The sequence below is a fragment of the Streptomyces sp. NPDC005494 genome, from assembly GCF_042872025.1.
Classification (GTDB): Bacteria; Actinomycetota; Actinomycetes; order Streptomycetales; family Streptomycetaceae; genus Streptomyces.
The window spans coordinates 1,124,819-1,142,267 of sequence record NZ_JBIAJR010000001.1; the positions used below are offsets into that span (position 1 = coordinate 1,124,819).

Consider the following 17,449-nt stretch of genomic DNA (forward strand, 5'->3'; position numbering starts at 1 on the left):
GCGCCTCCCGCCACCTCCGTACGCCTCCCTCGCCGCACGTACTCAAATCGCATGTATGGCTGGCAACCGGCACGTATCACCCTTGCGTTCATGCCCACGAATCGGACAACCTGACCAGGTGTCGTCCGGGGATCGGTGGATCTCCCGGCCGGGGGGAAGCGGGTTCGACCGCCTCACGAGGTGGGGAACACGCTCGGATACGCACACGTGAAAAGCACGCAGAGTTGCTGCGTGCGGGGGGATGACCATGACGTCGACGCCGCCGGGCGACCGGCAGCACAACGACCCTGCCCGGACGGTGCAGCTGCGGTTACCTCCGCAGCCACGCGCCGGGCGGCCCGGGCGGCAGCCGAAGGCTCCGCCCCGCTACGACTACGAGCACCACAGCCGGCTCGCCGGGCCTCTGACCCAGCCCGAGGCCGGCCGGCCCTACACGGTGCGCTACCGCTCGCTCCTCTCGCAGGAGCCGCACCGGATACGCGCGGCACTGCTGCTCGGGGCCGCTCCGCTCGTCTCGCTGGGCCTCTTCGTGTGGCTCATGCAGCCCGGGCACTGGACGGAGCGCGACCCGAATCTCGACAACGGCACCCTGCCGGCCCTCGACATCGTGATGCTGGTCGCGATCGGCCTCATCGAGCTCTTCCGCACCATGAACGTCCTGTCGAACGCCCACGCGACGCTGGTCGCGCGCGACCCGGTCCCCGTCGTCCCCGAGAGCGGTACGAGAGTCGCCTTCCTCACCTCCTTCGTCCCGGGCAAGGAGCCCCTGGAGATGGTGACGAGGACGCTGGAGGCCGCCGTGCGCATCCGGCACCGGGGGCTGATGCACGTCTGGCTGCTGGACGAGGGCGACGACCCCGCCGTGAAGGAGGTCTGCGCCCGCCTCGGGGTGCACCACTTCTCCCGCAAGGGCGTGGCCCGCTGGAACATGCCGAAGGGTCCGCACCGCGCCCGCACCAAGCATGGCAACTACAACGCCTGGCTCGACGCGCACGGCGACGCGTACGACTACTTCGCCTCGGTGGACACCGATCATGTCCCGCTGCCCAACTACCTGGAGCGGATGCTCGGTTACTTCCGTGACCCGGACGTCGGCTTCGTCATCGGTCCGCAGGTCTACGGCAACTACGACACCTTCGTGACCAAGGCCGCCGAGTCCCAGCAGTTCCTCTTCCACGCGCTGATCCAGCGCGCAGGCAACCGCTACGGCGCGCCGATGTTCGTCGGCACGAGCAACGCCGTCCGGATCTCCGCGCTCCGGCAGGTCGGCGGCCTCTACGACTCGATCACCGAGGACATGGCCACCGGATTCGAGATCCACCGCCACCGCAATCCGCTCACCGGCAGGAAGTGGCGCTCGGTCTACACCCCGGACGTGCTGGCCGTCGGCGAGGGCCCGACCGCGTGGACCGACTTCTTCACCCAGCAGCTGCGATGGTCGCGCGGGACCTACGAGACGATCCTCAAGCAGTACTGGAAGGGCTGGTTCTCGCTCCCGCCGGGCAAGCTCTTCAACTACACGATGATGATCATCTTCTACCCGATGTCCGCCCTGAACTGGATTCTCGCGGCCCTGAGCTGCGCCCTGTTCCTCGGCATGGGCGCCTCCGGTGTCCAGATCGACCCGGTGGCCTGGATGATGCTGTACGGCAACGCCTCGGCGCTCCAGATCGGCCTCTACGTCTGGAACCGGCGCCACAACGTCTCGCCGCACGAGCCCGAGGGTTCCGGCGGTCTCGCGGGCATGGTGATGTCGGCGCTCTCCGCGCCCGTCTACGCCCGCTCCCTGATGGACACGGTGCTGCGCCGCAAGAGCTCCTTCGTGGTGACGCCCAAGGGCGACTCGTCGAGCCCGGACACCCTTTTCGGCACCTTCCGCATCCACCTCTTCTTCATCCTGGTCTTCGGCGGTTCGATCGCCGCGTCCTTCGTCCTCGGCCACAGCCACCCGGCGATGCTCACGTGGGCCTGCCTGGCGCTGTTGATCACCGCGGCGCCGATCGCCGGCTGGCGGTACACGGTCCACGCCGAGCGGAACAGGCCCCGGGACACACCGGCCGCGCCCGCGTCCGGACCCGCGCCCCGGGCCGCCGAGCCGCCCCGGGCCGGTCCGCCCCGGGCCGAGCCCGCGTGGGCGGGGAACGACGACACCCTGCGGATCGCCCTTGGGGGGCCTGAGCAATGAAGTACCGTCCGAGCCGCCGTACCCGCCGCCTGGCGATCGGTACGGCGGTGGTTCTGGCACTCGCGGGGACGAACGGGCCGTGGCTGTACCGCTTCGGTACCGAGCGCTATCACGCGTACACCATCAACCAGCAGGACTACATGGCGGAGAACGGCCACTGGGACTTCCTGGACGTCCCCGCCGAATTCCGCGTCAACACGATCCACGCGGCGCTGCTGCACACCGGCAAGGTGCTGCTCGTCGCCGGGTCCGGCAACGACCAGAAGAACTTCGACGCCAAGAGCTTCCGTTCGGTGCTCTGGGACCCGGAGAAGAACACCTTCGAGAACATCCCCACGCCGAAGGACATGTTCTGCGCAGGGCACACCCAACTGCCGGGCGGGAAGCTGCTCATAGCCGGGGGCACGAAGCGCTACGAGAAGCTGGAGGGTGACGTCACCAAGGCCGGCGGTCTGATGGTCGTCCACAACGAGGACCCGGACAAGCCCGTCACCCTGCCCGCCGGCACCCGCTTCACCGGCCGGGACACCGGCAGGACCTACGTCTCCAAGGACCCGGTGCTCGTGGAGAAGGCCACCAAGGTCTTCGACAAGGGGACCGGGGCGTTCCTGCGCAACGAGCCGGGGCTCGGCAGGATCTACGTCGAGGCGCAGAAGTCCGGCGCCGCGTACGAGACGGGGACCGAGGACAACTACCGGGTCTCGGGCCTCAGCCGCTCCGACGCCCGCAACGTCTACGGGATCGCGCAGAAGCTCGCCCTCGACAAGAAGGACTTCCAGGGCATCAAGGAGGCCTACGAGTTCGACCCGGTCGCCGAGAGGTACATCCCCGTCGACCCGATGAACGAGGCCCGCTGGTACCCGACGCTCACCACGCTGGAGGACGGCAGGGTCCTCGCCCTCTCCGGCCTGGACGAGATCGGCCAGATCGTGCCGGGCAAGGACGAGATCTACGACCCGAGGACGGGGAAGTGGACGTACACCGGCGTCGTCCGCAGGTTCCCCACCTATCCCGCCGTCTTCCTGACGGCCGACGGCAGGCTCTTCTACTCCGGCTCCAACGCCGGTTACGGCCCCGCCGACGTGGGCCGCGAGCCGGGCGTCTGGGACCTGGAGTCCAACACCTTCACGAAGGTTCCCGGGCTCAGCGACCCGGACAGGATGGAGACCTCGGCGACCGTACGGCTGGCCCCCGCCCAGGACGAGCGGTACATGGTGATCGGCGGGGGCGGCGTCGGTGAGTCGGAGAAGTCCAGCGAGAAGTCGCGCCTGGTCGACCTGACCGAGGACGCCCCGCGCTTCACCGACGGCGCCTCGCTCTCCGAGGGCACCCGGTACCCGAGCGCCTCCCTCCTCCCGGACGACTCGGTGCTGGTCACCGGCGGTTCGGGCGACTACCGGGGGCGCGGCGGTTCGGACGTCCTCCAGGCCAGGCTGTACGACGCGGAGTCGGACACCTACCGCCGGGTCGCGGACCCGGCGGTGGGCCGCAACTACCACTCGGGGTCCCTGCTCCTCCCCGACGGCCGGGTCATGATCTTCGGCTCCGACCCGCTGTACGCCGACCGGGAGAACACCCGGCCCGGCACGTTCGAGCAGCGCATCGAGATCTACACACCGCCGTATCTGTACCGCGACGGGCGCCCGGAACTGACCGCGGGCCCCGAGCGCATCCCCCGGGGCGGCACCGGCATGTTCACGACCCGGCACGCGTCGTCCGTCACCTCGGCGAAGCTGATGCGGCCGGGCGCGGTCACCCACGTCACGGACACCGACCAGCGGTCCGTCGCACTGGAACTGAAGAGATCGGCCGACGGCATCACCGTGACGGTGCCGGAGAACCCTGCGCTGGTCCCCTCGGGCTGGTACATGCTCTTCGTCACCGACGCGGACGGCACCCCGTCGGAGGGCATGTGGGTGGAGATCCCCTAGAGGCCGTCCGGTACGAGGGCCGTCCGGGACGAGCGCCGCCCGGTACGGGACGGCCGCCGCCCCGTACCGGACGACCGGCCCACCCGCGGGAGGGCCGGCAGTCCTCGCTACTTCGTGGCGCGGGCCAGGTCCAGCGCATACGCGGGCCACCAGTCGCCGGCCTTCGGGCCGCCCTTGCAGTCGCCGTCCGATTCGCCCGGGCGTTTGACCCACAGGTAGGCGTCGACCAGTTCGTCGCCCGTCCTCGTCGTCGGAGGCTCGCCGAGCGCCCGGCCGGGCGGGTTGCACCACTTCTCCGCGGGGTCGCCGCCGTCGTACGGGCCGTTGCCGTTGCGGCTGGTGTCGATCACGAACGGCTTGCCGCCGACCCGGGCCGACAGCCGCTTCCCGAAGTCCGTACTGGCCTCGGTCGTCTCGAAGTTGGACACGTTCAGCGCGAAGCCGTCCGCCGTCGCGATCCCCGCACGCCGCAGCGGCTCGTCCAGGGCGGCGGGCGTCTGCCATCCCGCGTTGCCCGCGTCGATGTACACCGTGGCCCCGGGCTGCCGCTTCAGGCGCTCGACGGCGCCCTTCAGCAGCGCGTACCGCTCGTCGTGCAACTCCCGTGGTGTGCACCCGTCCACCAAGTGGAGCAGCGCGTCCGGTTCCAGGACCACCGTGGCCCGGCGGTCGCCGATGCCCTGGGCGACCCCCTCCAGCCATGCCCGGTAGGCGTCGCCGTCGGCCGCGCCCCCCTTGGAGAACTGGCCGCAGTCCCGGTGCGGGATGTTGTAGAGGACGAGCACCGGCTCCCGGCCGGCCTCTTGCGCCGCCCCGGTGACCGCCTTCACCGCCTCCTGCGGGTCCTCCGGGCCGATCCACTCCCCCACCGGCTGCTCGGCGATCCTCCGGATCAGGTCGGCGTTCTCCTTCTCGCCGCCCTTCACGTAGGCGGCGACCTGTCGTGCGGCGTTCCCGTCGGGATTGACCCAGTACGGGCTGCCGCCCTCGGGCTGCCCGCCGACGGCTGCCGGTGCACCCTTGTCCTCGTCGCCCGGGGTCCCCCCGCCCTCGGACGAGGAGCACCCTCCCAGAAGCAGCACCGCCCCCAGCCCGGCCACCGCACGCGCCCACGGCCCGGCCCAACTGCCGTACATCCACTCCCCCTTGTGCCGATGACACATCGGTCGAAAACCATCCTGGCACAGCGGGAGGAGCACCGGACGCTCCCGCACGGATCCGGACATCCTGCCGGAAACCCTCCGGCAGGCGCGGTCCGTCCCCCTACAGTGGCGAGTCGGTACGGGTGATCCGACCTCCCGCGCCGCACCCGCGCTACTCCCGCAGCCGGGGGCGCCGCGGTCGAGGGCCGGCCCGGCCGGCGACTCCGAGGGGGAGCGGGTGCCGGCCGGGCCGGGCGGTGCTGCCGGGGGCTGCTCAGACGCGGCTCTTCGCGCCGCCGCTCCCGCTCTTCGCGCCGTCCTTCTCCGCCGTGAGGTACGCCGAGACCACGACGTTGGCCGTGTACGCGTGGGACGTGTGGTCGTACGTGCCACCGCAGGTGATCAGCCGGAGCTCGGCCCGGCCGTCCTGGCGCTGTCCGTACGCCTTCTGCGCGTCGAAGCGTTCCCGGGTGAAGACCTGGACGTCGTCGATGGTGAACTCGGCGATCTTCCCGTCGGACCGGCTCACCCGGACCTTCTCGCCCGGGCGGGCCGCGCTGAGTCCGTAGAAGACGGCGGGCTTCGTCTCGGTGTCGACGTGACCGACGAAGAGCGCGGCGCCCTCCGTCCCGGGCTCGGTGCCCTGGCCGTACCAGCCGACGGCTCCCGGTGTCGCGAACGGCGGGGGCTCGATGGCCCCTTCGCCGTCCAGCCCGCGCCGCACGATCTCGGCGTCGATCCCGATGGAGGGGATCTCGACGCGCTGCGGTGCGGCGCCGTCGAGCGGGTCGTGGGGAGGCGGCAGCGGCACGCCCAAGGGGCGCCCGACCGCCGCGACGTCACCGGTCGTCGGGGCCGAGTTGCCGGCGGTGGCCGCGCGGCCCCACAACCACAGGCCCAGCAGGAGGACGGCCCACGCGACACCGGTGAGCAGACGCCCTGTTCCCGCGGGGCGGTCGGCGGCGGACATGTCAGCCCTGCGCCGAGCGGCGGCGCCGCACGCTGCGGAAGGCGACGGCGACGGCCGCGACGGCGCCCAGGCCGAGCCCGATCACGGCGTGCCGGGTGCCGGGGCCCTCGTCGGCGGCTTCCTCGGCGAGCACCGCCGTGCCGCCTCCGCCCGCCCGGACGGGGGCGATGGGCGAGGGCCTGCTGTGGTGGACGACGGTGACGGTGCCGGTGGCCTTGCCGTGGCCGTCCTTGCAGGTCACCCAGATCTCGTAGTCGTCGGGCGCGGCGTCGGAGCGGATCCGGGCCTGGGCGACGAGGTCCTTGCCGTCGCCCCGCTCGAAGCGTGCCTCGGAGGCGAACGCTTCGGAGTTACCCCGGGCCGACCTCCCCTTGCCGCAGATGTCGACCCGGAGTTCCACCTCCCCGCCGGGGGAGACACGGGACGGACTCACCGAGACCGTCCCCGAGCGCTTCTCTTCCCTCGGGTCGTCGCTCTTCGATTCGGCCAGGGCGGCGGACGCGGGAAGGGCTATCGTCGCGGCCGCCACTGCGGCACAGAATGTGATGGGCAGTGAACGCATCGTAAACCTCCTAGGGGAAGGTTCACGCTCCGGGCGGCGTCCCGCATCCGCTGTAGCCCGGTCGGGTTACGGGACGGGCAGGTCGACCAGGTCGACGAGGTCGGCGATGGAGTCGACGACCGTGGAGGGACGGAAGGGGTAGCGGTCCATGTCGTCCACCGTGGTGAGGCCGGTGAGCACCAGGAAGGTCTGCATCCCCGCCTCCAGCCCGGCCAGCACGTCGGTGTCCATGCGGTCACCGATCATGGCGGAGGTCTCGGAGTGGGCGCCGATGGCGTTGAGCCCGGTGCGCATCATCAGCGGGTTGGGCTTGCCGGCGAAGTACGGCGACTTGCCGGTGGCCTTCGTGATCAGCGCGGCCACCGAACCGGTCGCGGGCAGCGGGCCCTCCGCGGACGGGCCGGTCTCGTCGGGGTTGGTGCAGATGAAGCGGGCACCCCCGTTGATCAGCCGGATCGCCTTGGTGAGCGCCTCGAAGCTGTAGGTCCTGGTCTCCCCGAGGACGACGTAGTCGGGCTCGTGGTCGGTGAGGACGTAGCCGATGTCGTGCAGCGCGGTGGTGAGTCCGGCCTCGCCGATGACGTAGGCGGTACCGCGCGGACGCTGGTCGTCCAGGAACTGGGCGGTGGCCAGGGCGGAGGTCCAGATGTTCTCCACGGGGACGTCCAGACCCATGCGCTTGAGGCGCGCGTGCAGGTCACGGGCGGTGTAGATGGAGTTGTTGGTGAGGACCAGGAAGGGCAGACCGGAGTCCCGCAGCCGCTTGATGAAGGCGTCGGCCCCGGGGATCGGCGTGCCCTCGTGGATGAGGACGCCGTCCATGTCGGTCAGCCAGGACTCGATCGGCTTGCGCTCTGCCATGTGACGGGCTCCTGCCGTACGCACTGTGCACTCTGGGTGCTGGACGCCGGCGGCACCGCGTTGTGCAGCGCCGACACCCTGATCTTAGGCAGCCCGCCCGGGCCGGTGGAACCTGCGGGAGCCGACAGCCGGTCCGCACCGGCCGCCTGCCTCCGCCGGCCCGCTCCGGCCGCGGTCTCAGTCCCGTACGCGGCGGATCCTGCGGGCGCCCGCCAGCGCCGCCACACCGCTCACGAGCAGGACCCCGGAGGCGATCCCGGCCGCGGCCGCCTGGTCGTCCCGCCCGGTGCGGGCCAGTTCGGGGTCCCCGGACCCGGTCCGCGTCCCGCTCTCCTCCCCGGTGTCCGTCCCCGGGCCGGTGGGCTCCAGGTCGCTGCCGCCGTCGGGGTCCCCCTCGACGATGTCGAAGGTGTAGTCCTCGGACTCCCCGACCCAGTCGCCGTCCTCGCGCTTCTCCCCTGCCGGCAGGCGCTGCACGACGGCCGCGCTGACCGTGACCCGGCCGGGCTCGGTGTCCGAGGTGAAGCCCATGCGGACCTGGACGGTGACGGTGCCCAGCGCCGGCACGGTGAAGCCGGGGAAGTCCCCGTCCTCGGCGCCGAAGACCCCGATCTGTTCGTGCCGTTCCGTGGTCTCCCAGGTGACGCGGTGCCGGTTGTCCGGATCGGACCGCTCGGAGAACTCCAGCTGGATCCGCGCGGGGGTGAGGGTGCGGTCCTCATCGGTGAGCACCAGCACGGGGTGGATGGCCCGGCAGAGCTCGGACGTGGTGTTGGTGAGGTCGAGGTACCAGATGCCGTAACCGCCGCCGGAGGCGTACGTGTCCGGGCCGCCGTGGATCCGCGTCTCGATCGGGAAGCGCTCGGCGTCCGGCTCACCGCAGCCGGGCTGCCGGTCGTCGGCGACGACGGCGGTGGGCGCCGCCGGTGCGGCATCCGCCTGGGTGCCGGCGAGGAGGACGGCGGGTACGGCGAACCCTGCCGCCAGCCCGAACGTCCCGAGGGTGGAGAAGACACGGCCGTCGCGCGGCCGTACGGGGGGTTTGGGGCCCATCGGAGAACACCCTTTGCTGCTCGCGAACGACCGGCGCGGAGAGCCGCCGGCTGCCGCGGACGAGGCTGCCAGGCGGGTGCGGGCGCGGCCACCGCCGGGCGCCGCACACCGCCCGTTCGAGCGCGGTAATCCGCCCGATCAGCTCTGCCGGCCCCGGCCCCGGCTCCCCCGCCGCCCGGTCAGCCGGTACTCCCCCGCTCGCCGCCCGCCCGGTCAGCCGTACCCGGTACCGGCAGCCTCCCCGCTCGGTCAGCTGTGCTCGCCCGCCTCGCCCGCGCGGCCGAAGAGCGGCGCCAGGACGAGCTGGGCGGCCCCTTCCGCGACGGGCCGGTCGCCGCCGCCGGCGACGGCGACGGGTACGGCGGCGGGGACCCCTTCCCGTCGGGCGCGCTCCTCGACCACCTCGCGGACGCCGCGCAGATAGGCCTCCTCGTGCGCGGCCACGGTCCGGCCGCCGAGGACGACCCGGTCGATGTCCAGCAGCCCGACGAGGTTGGCGGCGCCCGCTCCGAGGATCCTGGCCGCCTCGGTGACGTCACCCCGGGCGGCGGCGCTCAGGCAGAGGGCCTCGATGCAGCCACGCCCGCCGCAGTCGCACGGGGGGCCGTCCAGCTGGAGGGTCTGGTGGCCGAACTCCCCGGCGCCGGTACGGGCTCCGCGGTGCAGGGCGCCGCCGAGGACGAGCCCGGCTCCGAGGCCGGTGCCCAGGTGGAGATAGGCGAAGTCGGCGTCGGCGGGCTCGCGCAGCGCGAGGCCGAGGGCGGCCGCGTTGGTGTCCTTGTCGAGGACGACGGGCAGCCCGGTGTGCGCGGCGAGGGCGTCACGCAGCGGGTAGCCGTCCCACTGCGGGAACCCCGTGACCCGGTGCAGGACCCCGCTGCGGTGGTCGAGCGGGCCGGGGAGGGCGGCGCCCACGCCGAACACCTGGCGGTCCCCCGCCCCGGGGGCGGCTGCCCGTACCGTCTGCACGGCGTGGGCCGCTGTCGCGAGCACGTCCGCGGCCGGGGCTCCGAGGTCGAGCGGGAGGGCGTGGGTCGCGACCGTCGTGCCGGCGAGGTCGGCCAGGACGGCGGTGAGCTCGTCGCGGTCCAGGTGGAGCCCCACGGCGTATCCGGCGTCGGGGACGAGCCGCAGGACGGTGCGGGGCTTGCCGCCGGTGGAGGCGAGGCGGCCGGCTTCGGCGGCGAGTCCCTCCGCGCGGAGTCTGGCGGTGATCTTGCTGACGGCCTGCGGGGTGAGGCCGGTGCGCTCGGCGAGCTCCAGCCGGCTGATGCCCTGCTCACCGGCCACGCGCAGCAGGTCGAGGACGAGCGACGCGTTGTGGTGGCGCAGGGCCGGAAGATTCGCCCCGCCGCTCCTGCTGCTGCTCCTGTTCACGCCACCATTGTCCCCATCGCTTGCACTTTGGCAACAGCGTTGCTTAAGTGGTCGGTATGACTGCCAACGCTCCTCTCCGCGTCGGGCTCGTCGGCTACGGCCTCGCGGGCTCCGTCTTCCACGCCCCGCTGATCTCGGCGACCGGGGGTCTCGTCCTCGACACGGTCGTCACGTCGAACGAGGAGCGGCAGGCTCAGGCCCGCGCCGAGTTCCCCGGCGTACGGTGCGTCGAGTCGGCCGACGAGCTGTGGCCGCGCGCGGACGAGCTGGACCTGATCGTGATCGCCTCGCCGAACAAGACCCACGTGCGGCTCGCCAGGACCGCCCTGGAGGCGGGACTGCCGGTGGTCGTCGACAAGCCGCTCGCCGGCACGGCCGCCGAGGCCCGCGAGCTGGCGGCGCTGGCGAAGGAGCGCGGGCTGCTGCTCTCGGTGTTCCAGAACCGCCGCTGGGACAACGACTTCCTCACCCTGGCCGCCCTGATCGAGGAGGGCGAGCTCGGCGAGGTGCTGCGCTTCGAGTCCCGCTTCGAGCGGTGGCGTCCGCAGCTCAAGGGCGGCTGGCGCGAGTCGGGCGACCCGGACGAGATCGGCGGGCTGCTCTACGACCTGGGCAGCCATGTCGTGGACCAGGCGCTCACCCGGTTCGGCCCCGCGGTGCAGGTGTACGCGGAGTCCGACGTACGCCGCCCGGGTGCGGTGACCGACGACGACACCTTCATCGCGATCACCCACACCAACGGGGTGCGCTCGCACCTGTACGCCTCGGCCGTCACCGCGCAGCTCGGCCCGCGCTTCCGGGTGCTCGGCTCGCACGCGGGCTATGTGAAGTACGGCCTGGACCCGCAGGAGGCGGCCCTCCGCGAGGGCGCCCGCCCGGTGGCCGGTGTGCCGTGGGGCGAGGAGCCGGAGCAGCTCTGGGGCCGGATCGGTTCCGGCGAGTCGCCGCTGACCGGGGGCGGTGATCCGGTCCGTACGCTGCCGGGCGACTACCCGGCGTACTACGCGGCCGTCGCCTCGGCCCTGCGCGGCGAGGGGGAGAACCCCGTGACGGCCCTGCAGGCCGCCGCCGCGCTGGACGTCCTGGAGGCGGCGCGGCGCTCCGCCCGCGAGGGCGTGTCGGTCACCCTTCTCCCCCACCCCGACGAGGAGCAGCACGCATGAGCCCCAGCTCTCCGACCATCTCCGAGCTGATCGCGCAGGAGCGCCGGCTGACGCTGCCGCGCTTCGGCTACGAGGACGCCTACGCACTGGGCGGCCTGCTGGTCGCGCTGGCCCGTGAGCGGCACGCCCCGGTGGCGATCGACATCCGGCGGGGCAGCCAGCAGCTGTTCCATGCCGCGCTGCCCGGTTCGAGTGCGGACAACGACGCCTGGATCGACCGTAAGCGGCGGGTGGTGGAGCGGTACGGCGAGAGCTCCTACCTGGTCGGTACGCGTTTCCGGGCGAAGGGCACCACCTTCGAGGAGTCCTCGCGGCTCGACCTGGACACCTACGCCGCGCACGGGGGCTCGTTCCCCATCGCGGTGGAGGGCGCGGGCGTGATCGGCTCGGTCACCGTCTCGGGGCTGCCGCAGGCGGAGGACCACGCGCTGGTCGTCGAGGCGCTGGAGCAGTTCACCGCCAAGCCCTGAGCGACGGGCGACGGAAGCGGGGGCGGGCCGCCGGGTGTGTGACCGGCGGGCCGCCCCCGCTTCTGCGCGCCGCCCGCTCCTACGCGTCCTTGAGCTCCTGGCGCTGGCGTCCGAGCCCTTCGACCTCCAGCTCCACGACGTCCCCGGCGCGGAGGTACGGCTTCGGCTCGGGGCGGCCCATGGCCACGCCCGCCGGGGTGCCGGTGTTGATGACGTCACCCGGGTAGAGCGTCATGAAGTGGCTCAGATAGCGCACGACCTCACCGACCGGGAAGATCTGCTGGGCCGTCGTGCCGTCCTGCTTCAGCTCCCCGTTGACCCACAGCCTCAGCGGCAGCGCCTGCGGGTCGGGCACCTCGTCCGCGGTGACGAGCCAGGGCCCCAGCGGGTTGAACGTCTCGCAGTTCTTGCCCTTGTCCCAGGTGCCGCCGCGCTCGATCTGGAACGCGCGCTCGGAGACGTCGTGCGCGGTCGCGTACCCCGCGACGTGCCCGAGTGCCTCCTCGGCGGAGTCCAGGTAGCGGGCGGTGCGGCCGATCACGACGGCGAGTTCGACCTCCCAGTCCGTCTTCCGGCTGCCGCGCGGCACGAGCACCGTGTCCTCGGGCCCGACGACGGTGTCGGGGGCCTTGAAGAACAGGATCGGCTCCTCCGGGATCGCGGCCCCGGTCTCGGCGGCGTGGTCGTGGTAGTTCAGCCCGATGCACACGATCTTGCCGATCCGGCCGAGGGGCGGCCCGATCCGGAGGCCCTCGGCGTCGAGCGCCGGGAGAACGTCGGGCGTCTGCGCCGCCTCCCGGACCCGGGCCAGGGCGGAGGCGTCGGCCAGGAGCTCGCCGTCGATGTCGGCGACGAGGCCCGAGAGGTCCCGCAAGGTCCCGTTACGGTCAAGCAGTGCGGGGCGTTCCGAGCCCGCCGTACCCACTCGAAGAAGCTTCAACGGTCCATCTCCCCTTGGTCGAGATCCAGCCCGTCGATGGGTTGCGGCCAGCGAAAGGCTTGGCCGATCCTCCAAGACATCGGATCACTCCGCAAGACCCTGTTCACACACTGGACCCGGCAGGGCTAGACGGCGGGGGCCAGGGCGGACTCGGCCGCCGGGGTGTCCCGGTAGAGGTAGGCGCGTTCGAGGGCGGTCCAGGTGGTGCTGGTGACGATGTACAGCGCGGCAGCCAGCGGCACGAAGGCCACGGAGAAGAGGGTGAGGAAGGACATCAGCGGCATGACCTTCGTCATCGCCCCCATGCCGGGAACGGGCTGTCCGTCGGGGCCGGTGGCCGGGGTCATCGGGTTCGCCGCCATCTGCCGCTTGGTGCGGCCGTAGTTGAACGTGGCGACGGCGGCGACGATCGCGAAGAGCGCGAGGTAGACCAGGCCCTGCGCACCGAACGGCCCGCCCTCGGCCAGCGCGTCGTGCCAGCGCTCGCCGAGCGGAGCGCCGAAGAGTTCGTGACTCAGCAGCGAGTTGGGGTCCCCGCCGATCGTCCGGCTGGAGAAGAGGTGGTAGAGCAGGAAGAACGCGGGCATCTGGAGCAGGCTCGGCAGGCAGCCGGAGAGCGGCGAGACCTTCTCCTTCGCGTGGAGCTCCATGAGCGCCTTCTGCATCCGGTCGGGGTTCTTGGCGTGCTTCTTGCGCAGCTCCGCGATCTGCGGCTGGAGCTTGGTGCGGGCCTTCTGCCCGCGCGCCGCCGCCCGCGAGAGGGGGTGGACCGCCAGGCGCACGAGTGCGGTGAACAGGACGATCGCGGCGGCGGTGGACGCGTTCTGGAAGAGCGGCTGGAGCAGGTCGGCGAACGCGCCGACCAGGCTCGCGAAAGCGGACATGAATGCGGACATGGGTGAGCCCTCCGGGGGTCTCGTCGTGCCGGGAAGTGGTGAACTCGGCAGGACGACCCACGCAGCGGGTCGGAAGAAGCGTGCCCTCTACGCGGCCGTCAGGAGGGCGGAGCCGGGCGCTCGGGGCCTGGTGCGGCCCCGGGCGTCGGGGTCCCGTTGCGGAAGGAACGCGGTGCGCTTCTCCCGGTCCCGGATGGCGGTGCGCACCTTCGTGCGGGGCACGGGGCAGGCGCAGCGCGCGCTCATGACGGAGCAGGCGAGGAGCGCCGAGCCGGCGGCCGCGGTGGCGGCGAGCGCGACGGCGGCGGAGAGGCTGCCGCCTTCGGCGAGCAGGACCTCGGTGAGGAAGAGGACGAGGAAGGCCGCGGGGCGGAACAGGCGGGCGACGGCTCGGCGTACGCGGTTCATGGCGTCGTCCATGGGCCCTCCCCCTTCGCGTTTCGCCCGATCGGTGTCCTTCAGCCGTTATACACGATCGGCGTCCAGCGGCTGAAGGAGCCGGCGCGGGGTGAGCAGTGCGCGGCTGACGGGGTCCTCGGGGTCGGGGTCGAGTCCGGGGCCCGGCCGCATCTCCACGTCCTCGGGCGGTACGCCGGTGCCGCAGGCCGGACACTGCCCGTAGGCCCCGAGTTCCGTGCCGCAGCCGGCGTGGACGAAGAGGCGCATGGGGAGGGTGCCCTCGATGTGCTCGCGGCCCCAGAGGCCGAGGGAGCGCACGGTGGGCCAGAGCGCCTTGCCGCTGTCGGTCAGGACGTACTCGTCACGCGGGGGCGACTCCTGATAGCGGCGCCGGGCCAGGACCCCGGCTTCCGTGAGCGCCTGGAGGCGGGAGGCCAGGACGGCGCGCGGGATGCCGAGATGGCCGAGGAAGTCGTTGTAGCGGCGCACGCCGTAGAAGGCGTCCCGCACGACGAGCAGGGTCCAGCGCTCACCGACCACTTCGAGTGCGCGGGCGATGGAGCACTGCTGTGCCGCGTAGTCCTTGCCGAGAGCCATGCACCTCACCCTACTCCAACGGTTCGATGAACGAACCTACTCGTGGTAGCGTCACCGCCGTCAGGTTCATTCACCGAACCTTGAACGGGCCCGGGCACCACGGCGGGCCATTCCCGGAGGGACGTCATGACCCAGCAGTCCGTACAGACCGGCCCGGCACCCGTGCGGCGGCCCGCCCGCCCCCACCCCGCCCGCCGGCCCGGCGCGACCCTCGCCGTGACGAGCGCCGCCACCACCGTCGCGCTGATGAACTACACCGCGCCCATGACGGCCCTTCCCGCCCTCTCCGCCGCCTTCGCCACACCGCCCGCCGCCCAGGCCTGGCTGCTCAACGGGGCGCCGCTCGGCCTCGCGGTCCTGCTGCTCGTCGCGGGAAGCCTCGCCGACGACTTCGGGCGCCGCAGGCTCTTCCTCATCGGCACCCTCGGCCTCGGCGTCACCACCGCGCTCGCCGCCCTCACCACCGGCACCCTCGGCTTCACCCTGGCCCGCGCGGGCCAGGGTGCCGCCAGTGCCGCGATCCTGGCCACCAGCCTGGGCCTGCTGGTCGACGCGTATCCGGTGGGTCACGCACGGATCAGGGCGATGGGGGTGTGGGGAGCGTTCGTGAGCGCCGGGATCGCCCTCGGCCCGCTCCTGGCGAGTTCGCTCGGGACCCTCGACTGGCGTCTGACCTATCTCGCACTGGGCCTCGGCGCGTTCGTCACGGCCGCCTTCGCCTTCCGTACGCTCCGCGAGTCCCGGGCACCCCGCCCCGGGCGCCCGGACCTGGCGGGCGCCGCCGTGCTCGGGCTGGCGATGACCGCACTGCTCACGGCCCTCACCCTCGGCCGGGACGGCTGGCTGCGCGCCCCTGTGGGACTGCTGCTGCTCGCCGCGCTCGCCCTGACCGCCGTGTTCACCGCGGTGGAGCGCCGGGCCGCCGCCCCGGTGATCGCCCTGTCGCTGCTGCGCAGCCGCGCCTTCCTGGCGGCGTCGGCGGGCGGCCTCTTCACCGGGCTCTCCGTGATCGGCCTCTTCAGCTATCTGCCGACCCTGCTCCAGCACTCCCTCGCGCTCTCGGCACTCGACTCGGCCTGGCTGTTCCTGCTCTGGTCCGGCACCTCGTTCGTCGTCGCACTGCAGTCGAGGCGGCTGGCGGGCCGGGTGGCCGCGCGCCATCAGCTGGCGGCCGGTTTCGCGCTCCACGCGGTGGCCCTGCTGCCGATGCTCGGGACGCTGACCGGCACCGGCGGTGCGAGTACCTCGGTCTGGGCGCGCCTGGTCCCCGCCCTCGTCGTGGCCGGCGCGGGCAGCGGCCTGCTGAACGCGGCGCTGCCGCGCCTCGCGGTGGAGTCCGTGCCCCCGGAGCGCGCGGCCATGGGATCGGGCGCCAACAACACGGCCCGCTACCTCGGCTCCTCGGCGGGTGTCGCCCTGACGATCGCGGTGGCGACGACCCCGGCCGGCGCCGACGGGGCGATCCTGCTGTCCCTCGCCATGGCCGTGGCCGCCACGGTGGGCGTCCTGTTCCTGCGGGACCGCCGAACACGCTCCTGACGCGGCCCCCCTCCGCGCATCCGCACACACGCGGGGGCGTCCCGGCCGGCATGTCAGCACGCACACGGAGGGTCCCGGCCGGCAGGCCCGCAGGCGGAGACGTCCCGGCCGGCAGGCCCGCACGCGGAGGCGTTCCGTCCGCCATGCCCGCGCGCACCCGGAGGCGTTGCCTGCGGCACATCCGCAGGCACGCGGAGGCGCCTTTCCCCGCATATCCGCAGGCAGGCGAGGCGCCTCACCCGGCCGTCCGGCGGCTCCTCCGGGACTCGGCCCCACTCCCTCTCACCTCGCCCCCGTACCGCAGTACCGTGTGGCCATGCGCCCCGACACGCCTGCTGACCACATCACCGAAGCCGAGCGCCTGCTGCGCACCGCGGCGCAGTACCCCGAGGATCACGAACCGCTGTTCCTCCAGGCCGCGGCCCATCTGGAACTCGCCGGTGAGCGCCCTCGCGCCACCACCCTCTACGACGAACTGCTCGGTTCGTCCGACACCGCAGTCGAGAACCCGCATCTGGTCAAAGCCCTCAAAGCGGCCAACCTCTGGGAGTACGGCCACGAGGCCGAGGCCCGCGCGATCATCGACGGCCTCCGCATCGCGGCGCCGCTCGAAGCGGCTCCCTGGGAGATCGCCGCCGAGACCCTCGAAGCACACGACGAGCTGGAGTCGGCCCACGACTTCTTCTCGGCCGCACTGACCCTCCTGATCGCCCCTGGCGAGGAAGTCCCGTACGCCACACAGTCGCTGCTCATCGGCCGGCACCGGGTGCGCCGGCTGATGGGCGTAGCGCACGACCCGTGGGACGAGCTGGCCGACACCCTGCACACCGCCGCCGTCCCCCTCGACGAGCTGCACGACCCGAAGCGCCTGTGGTCGCTCGGCTCATCGGACCCGGGCGAGCTCCAGGCCGAGATCACCCGGCTCCGCGCCGAACTGGGCACCTACCGGACGGCGTTGTCCCGGCCCTTCCCCGTGGCGGTGCTGCACTGGCCCGAGGACGAGCTGCGTGAACTCCTGGCCGCCTACCCGGAGCTGGCCCAGGAGTACGTCTCGCACCAGGACCATCTGGCGCGCCTGGAGGCCGCGTTGAGGGACCTGCACTCCGCCGGTACGCCGAATCTTGGCATCGTGACGGGCACGGTGCCCTCCTACGAGGCGTTCGCCGCGTCGGAGGCCGCGTCCCCGTCCGACCCCGATCTCCTCCCGCAGTACGCGACGACCCTGGCGGCCCGTGGACGCGCCGTCCCGTGGCCCCCGGCCCGCAGCGCGGCGTGCTGGTGCGGCTCGGAGCGCTCGTACCGGGAGTGCCACGGCGCCGCCTGACACGGCGGGGCGGTGCACCGGCCGGCGGGCCCGTCCCGCA

The 17,449-nt window shown here is 72.6% G+C and carries 16 protein-coding genes; 6 read left to right on the forward strand and 10 right to left on the reverse strand.

The window, feature by feature from the left end; all coding sequences use genetic code 11:
• The first annotated feature begins 247 nt into the window (after window positions 1-247).
• Both ACFYQ6_RS05010 and ACFYQ6_RS05015 read left to right on the forward strand, forming a co-directional pair.
• Entirely contained in the window at window positions 248-2,185 is a 1,938-nt protein-coding gene (locus tag ACFYQ6_RS05010; protein ID WP_388760567.1) for a glycosyltransferase family 2 protein, read from the forward strand.
• Window positions 2,182-4,116 carry a galactose oxidase-like domain-containing protein gene (locus ACFYQ6_RS05015; RefSeq protein WP_388760570.1) on the forward strand — a complete coding sequence of 645 codons (1,935 nt, stop codon included), beginning with the start codon at window positions 2,182-2,184 and terminating at the stop codon, window positions 4,114-4,116. The genes ACFYQ6_RS05010 and ACFYQ6_RS05015 overlap by 4 nt, the downstream gene beginning before the upstream one ends.
• A 107-nt stretch (window positions 4,117-4,223) precedes the next feature.
• Here ACFYQ6_RS05015 and ACFYQ6_RS05020 read toward each other — a convergent pair whose 3' ends face one another.
• The 6 genes from ACFYQ6_RS05020 to ACFYQ6_RS05045 form a co-directional block, all read right to left on the reverse strand.
• Complete coding sequence (locus ACFYQ6_RS05020) at window positions 4,224-5,252, reverse strand: glycoside hydrolase family 6 protein (RefSeq protein ID WP_388760574.1); 1,029 nt, start codon at window positions 5,250-5,252, stop codon at window positions 4,224-4,226.
• 280 nt (window positions 5,253-5,532) lie between these two features.
• Window positions 5,533-6,228 carry a class F sortase gene (locus tag ACFYQ6_RS05025; RefSeq protein ID WP_388760577.1) on the reverse strand — a complete coding sequence of 232 codons (696 nt, stop codon included), beginning with the start codon at window positions 6,226-6,228 and terminating at the stop codon, window positions 5,533-5,535.
• Between the two features lies 1 nt (window position 6,229).
• Window positions 6,230-6,790, reverse strand: a complete 561-nt coding sequence (locus tag ACFYQ6_RS05030; protein WP_388760580.1) for a hypothetical protein — start codon at window positions 6,788-6,790, stop codon at window positions 6,230-6,232.
• Window positions 6,791-6,856: 66 nt separating this feature from the next.
• The gene (locus ACFYQ6_RS05035) at window positions 6,857-7,651 is read right to left on the reverse strand and encodes an HAD-IIA family hydrolase (protein ID WP_356734759.1); all 795 of its coding nucleotides are present in this window, start codon (window positions 7,649-7,651) and stop codon (window positions 6,857-6,859) included.
• A gap of 177 nt (window positions 7,652-7,828) precedes the next feature.
• Entirely contained in the window at window positions 7,829-8,704 is an 876-nt protein-coding gene (locus ACFYQ6_RS05040; RefSeq protein ID WP_388760583.1) for a hypothetical protein, read from the reverse strand.
• Between the two features lie 249 nt (window positions 8,705-8,953).
• Complete coding sequence (locus ACFYQ6_RS05045) at window positions 8,954-10,081, reverse strand: ROK family protein (RefSeq protein WP_388760585.1); 1,128 nt, start codon at window positions 10,079-10,081, stop codon at window positions 8,954-8,956.
• A 56-nt stretch (window positions 10,082-10,137) separates the two neighbouring features.
• Here ACFYQ6_RS05045 and ACFYQ6_RS05050 point away from each other — a divergent pair, with 56 nt between their 5' ends.
• Window positions 10,138-11,244: a Gfo/Idh/MocA family oxidoreductase gene (locus ACFYQ6_RS05050; RefSeq protein WP_388760588.1), complete on the forward strand. Its 1,107-nt coding sequence runs from the start codon at window positions 10,138-10,140 to the stop codon at window positions 11,242-11,244.
• On the forward strand, window positions 11,241-11,714 hold the full coding sequence (locus ACFYQ6_RS05055; protein WP_388760591.1) for a heme-degrading domain-containing protein: 474 nt from the start codon (window positions 11,241-11,243) through the stop codon (window positions 11,712-11,714). The genes ACFYQ6_RS05050 and ACFYQ6_RS05055 overlap by 4 nt, the downstream gene beginning before the upstream one ends.
• A gap of 79 nt (window positions 11,715-11,793) precedes the next feature.
• Here ACFYQ6_RS05055 and ACFYQ6_RS05060 read toward each other — a convergent pair whose 3' ends face one another.
• The 4 genes from ACFYQ6_RS05060 to ACFYQ6_RS05075 all read right to left on the reverse strand — a co-directional run bounded on the left by ACFYQ6_RS05060 (window position 11,794) and on the right by ACFYQ6_RS05075 (window position 14,546).
• On the reverse strand, window positions 11,794-12,654 hold the full coding sequence (locus ACFYQ6_RS05060; protein WP_388760594.1) for a fumarylacetoacetate hydrolase family protein: 861 nt from the start codon (window positions 12,652-12,654) through the stop codon (window positions 11,794-11,796).
• 125 nt (window positions 12,655-12,779) lie between these two features.
• The gene (locus tag ACFYQ6_RS05065) at window positions 12,780-13,550 is read right to left on the reverse strand and encodes a YidC/Oxa1 family membrane protein insertase (RefSeq protein WP_388760597.1); all 771 of its coding nucleotides are present in this window, start codon (window positions 13,548-13,550) and stop codon (window positions 12,780-12,782) included.
• An 87-nt stretch (window positions 13,551-13,637) separates the two neighbouring features.
• A complete protein-coding gene (locus tag ACFYQ6_RS05070; RefSeq protein ID WP_356734745.1) occupies window positions 13,638-13,970 on the reverse strand; it encodes a DUF6412 domain-containing protein in 333 nt (110 codons plus the stop codon).
• A 45-nt stretch (window positions 13,971-14,015) separates the two neighbouring features.
• Window positions 14,016-14,546, reverse strand: coding sequence for a winged helix-turn-helix transcriptional regulator (locus ACFYQ6_RS05075; RefSeq protein ID WP_388760600.1), 531 nt, complete (start codon window positions 14,544-14,546; stop codon window positions 14,016-14,018).
• Window positions 14,547-14,672: 126 nt separating this feature from the next.
• Between ACFYQ6_RS05075 and ACFYQ6_RS05080 the strand changes: the two genes are divergently transcribed.
• A complete protein-coding gene (locus ACFYQ6_RS05080) occupies window positions 14,673-16,085 on the forward strand; it encodes an MFS transporter (RefSeq protein WP_388760603.1) in 1,413 nt (470 codons plus the stop codon).
• Window positions 16,086-16,401: 316 nt separating this feature from the next.
• On the forward strand, window positions 16,402-17,409 hold the full coding sequence (locus ACFYQ6_RS05085; RefSeq protein WP_388760606.1) for an SEC-C domain-containing protein: 1,008 nt from the start codon (window positions 16,402-16,404) through the stop codon (window positions 17,407-17,409).
• Window positions 17,410-17,449: the final 40 nt, after the last annotated feature.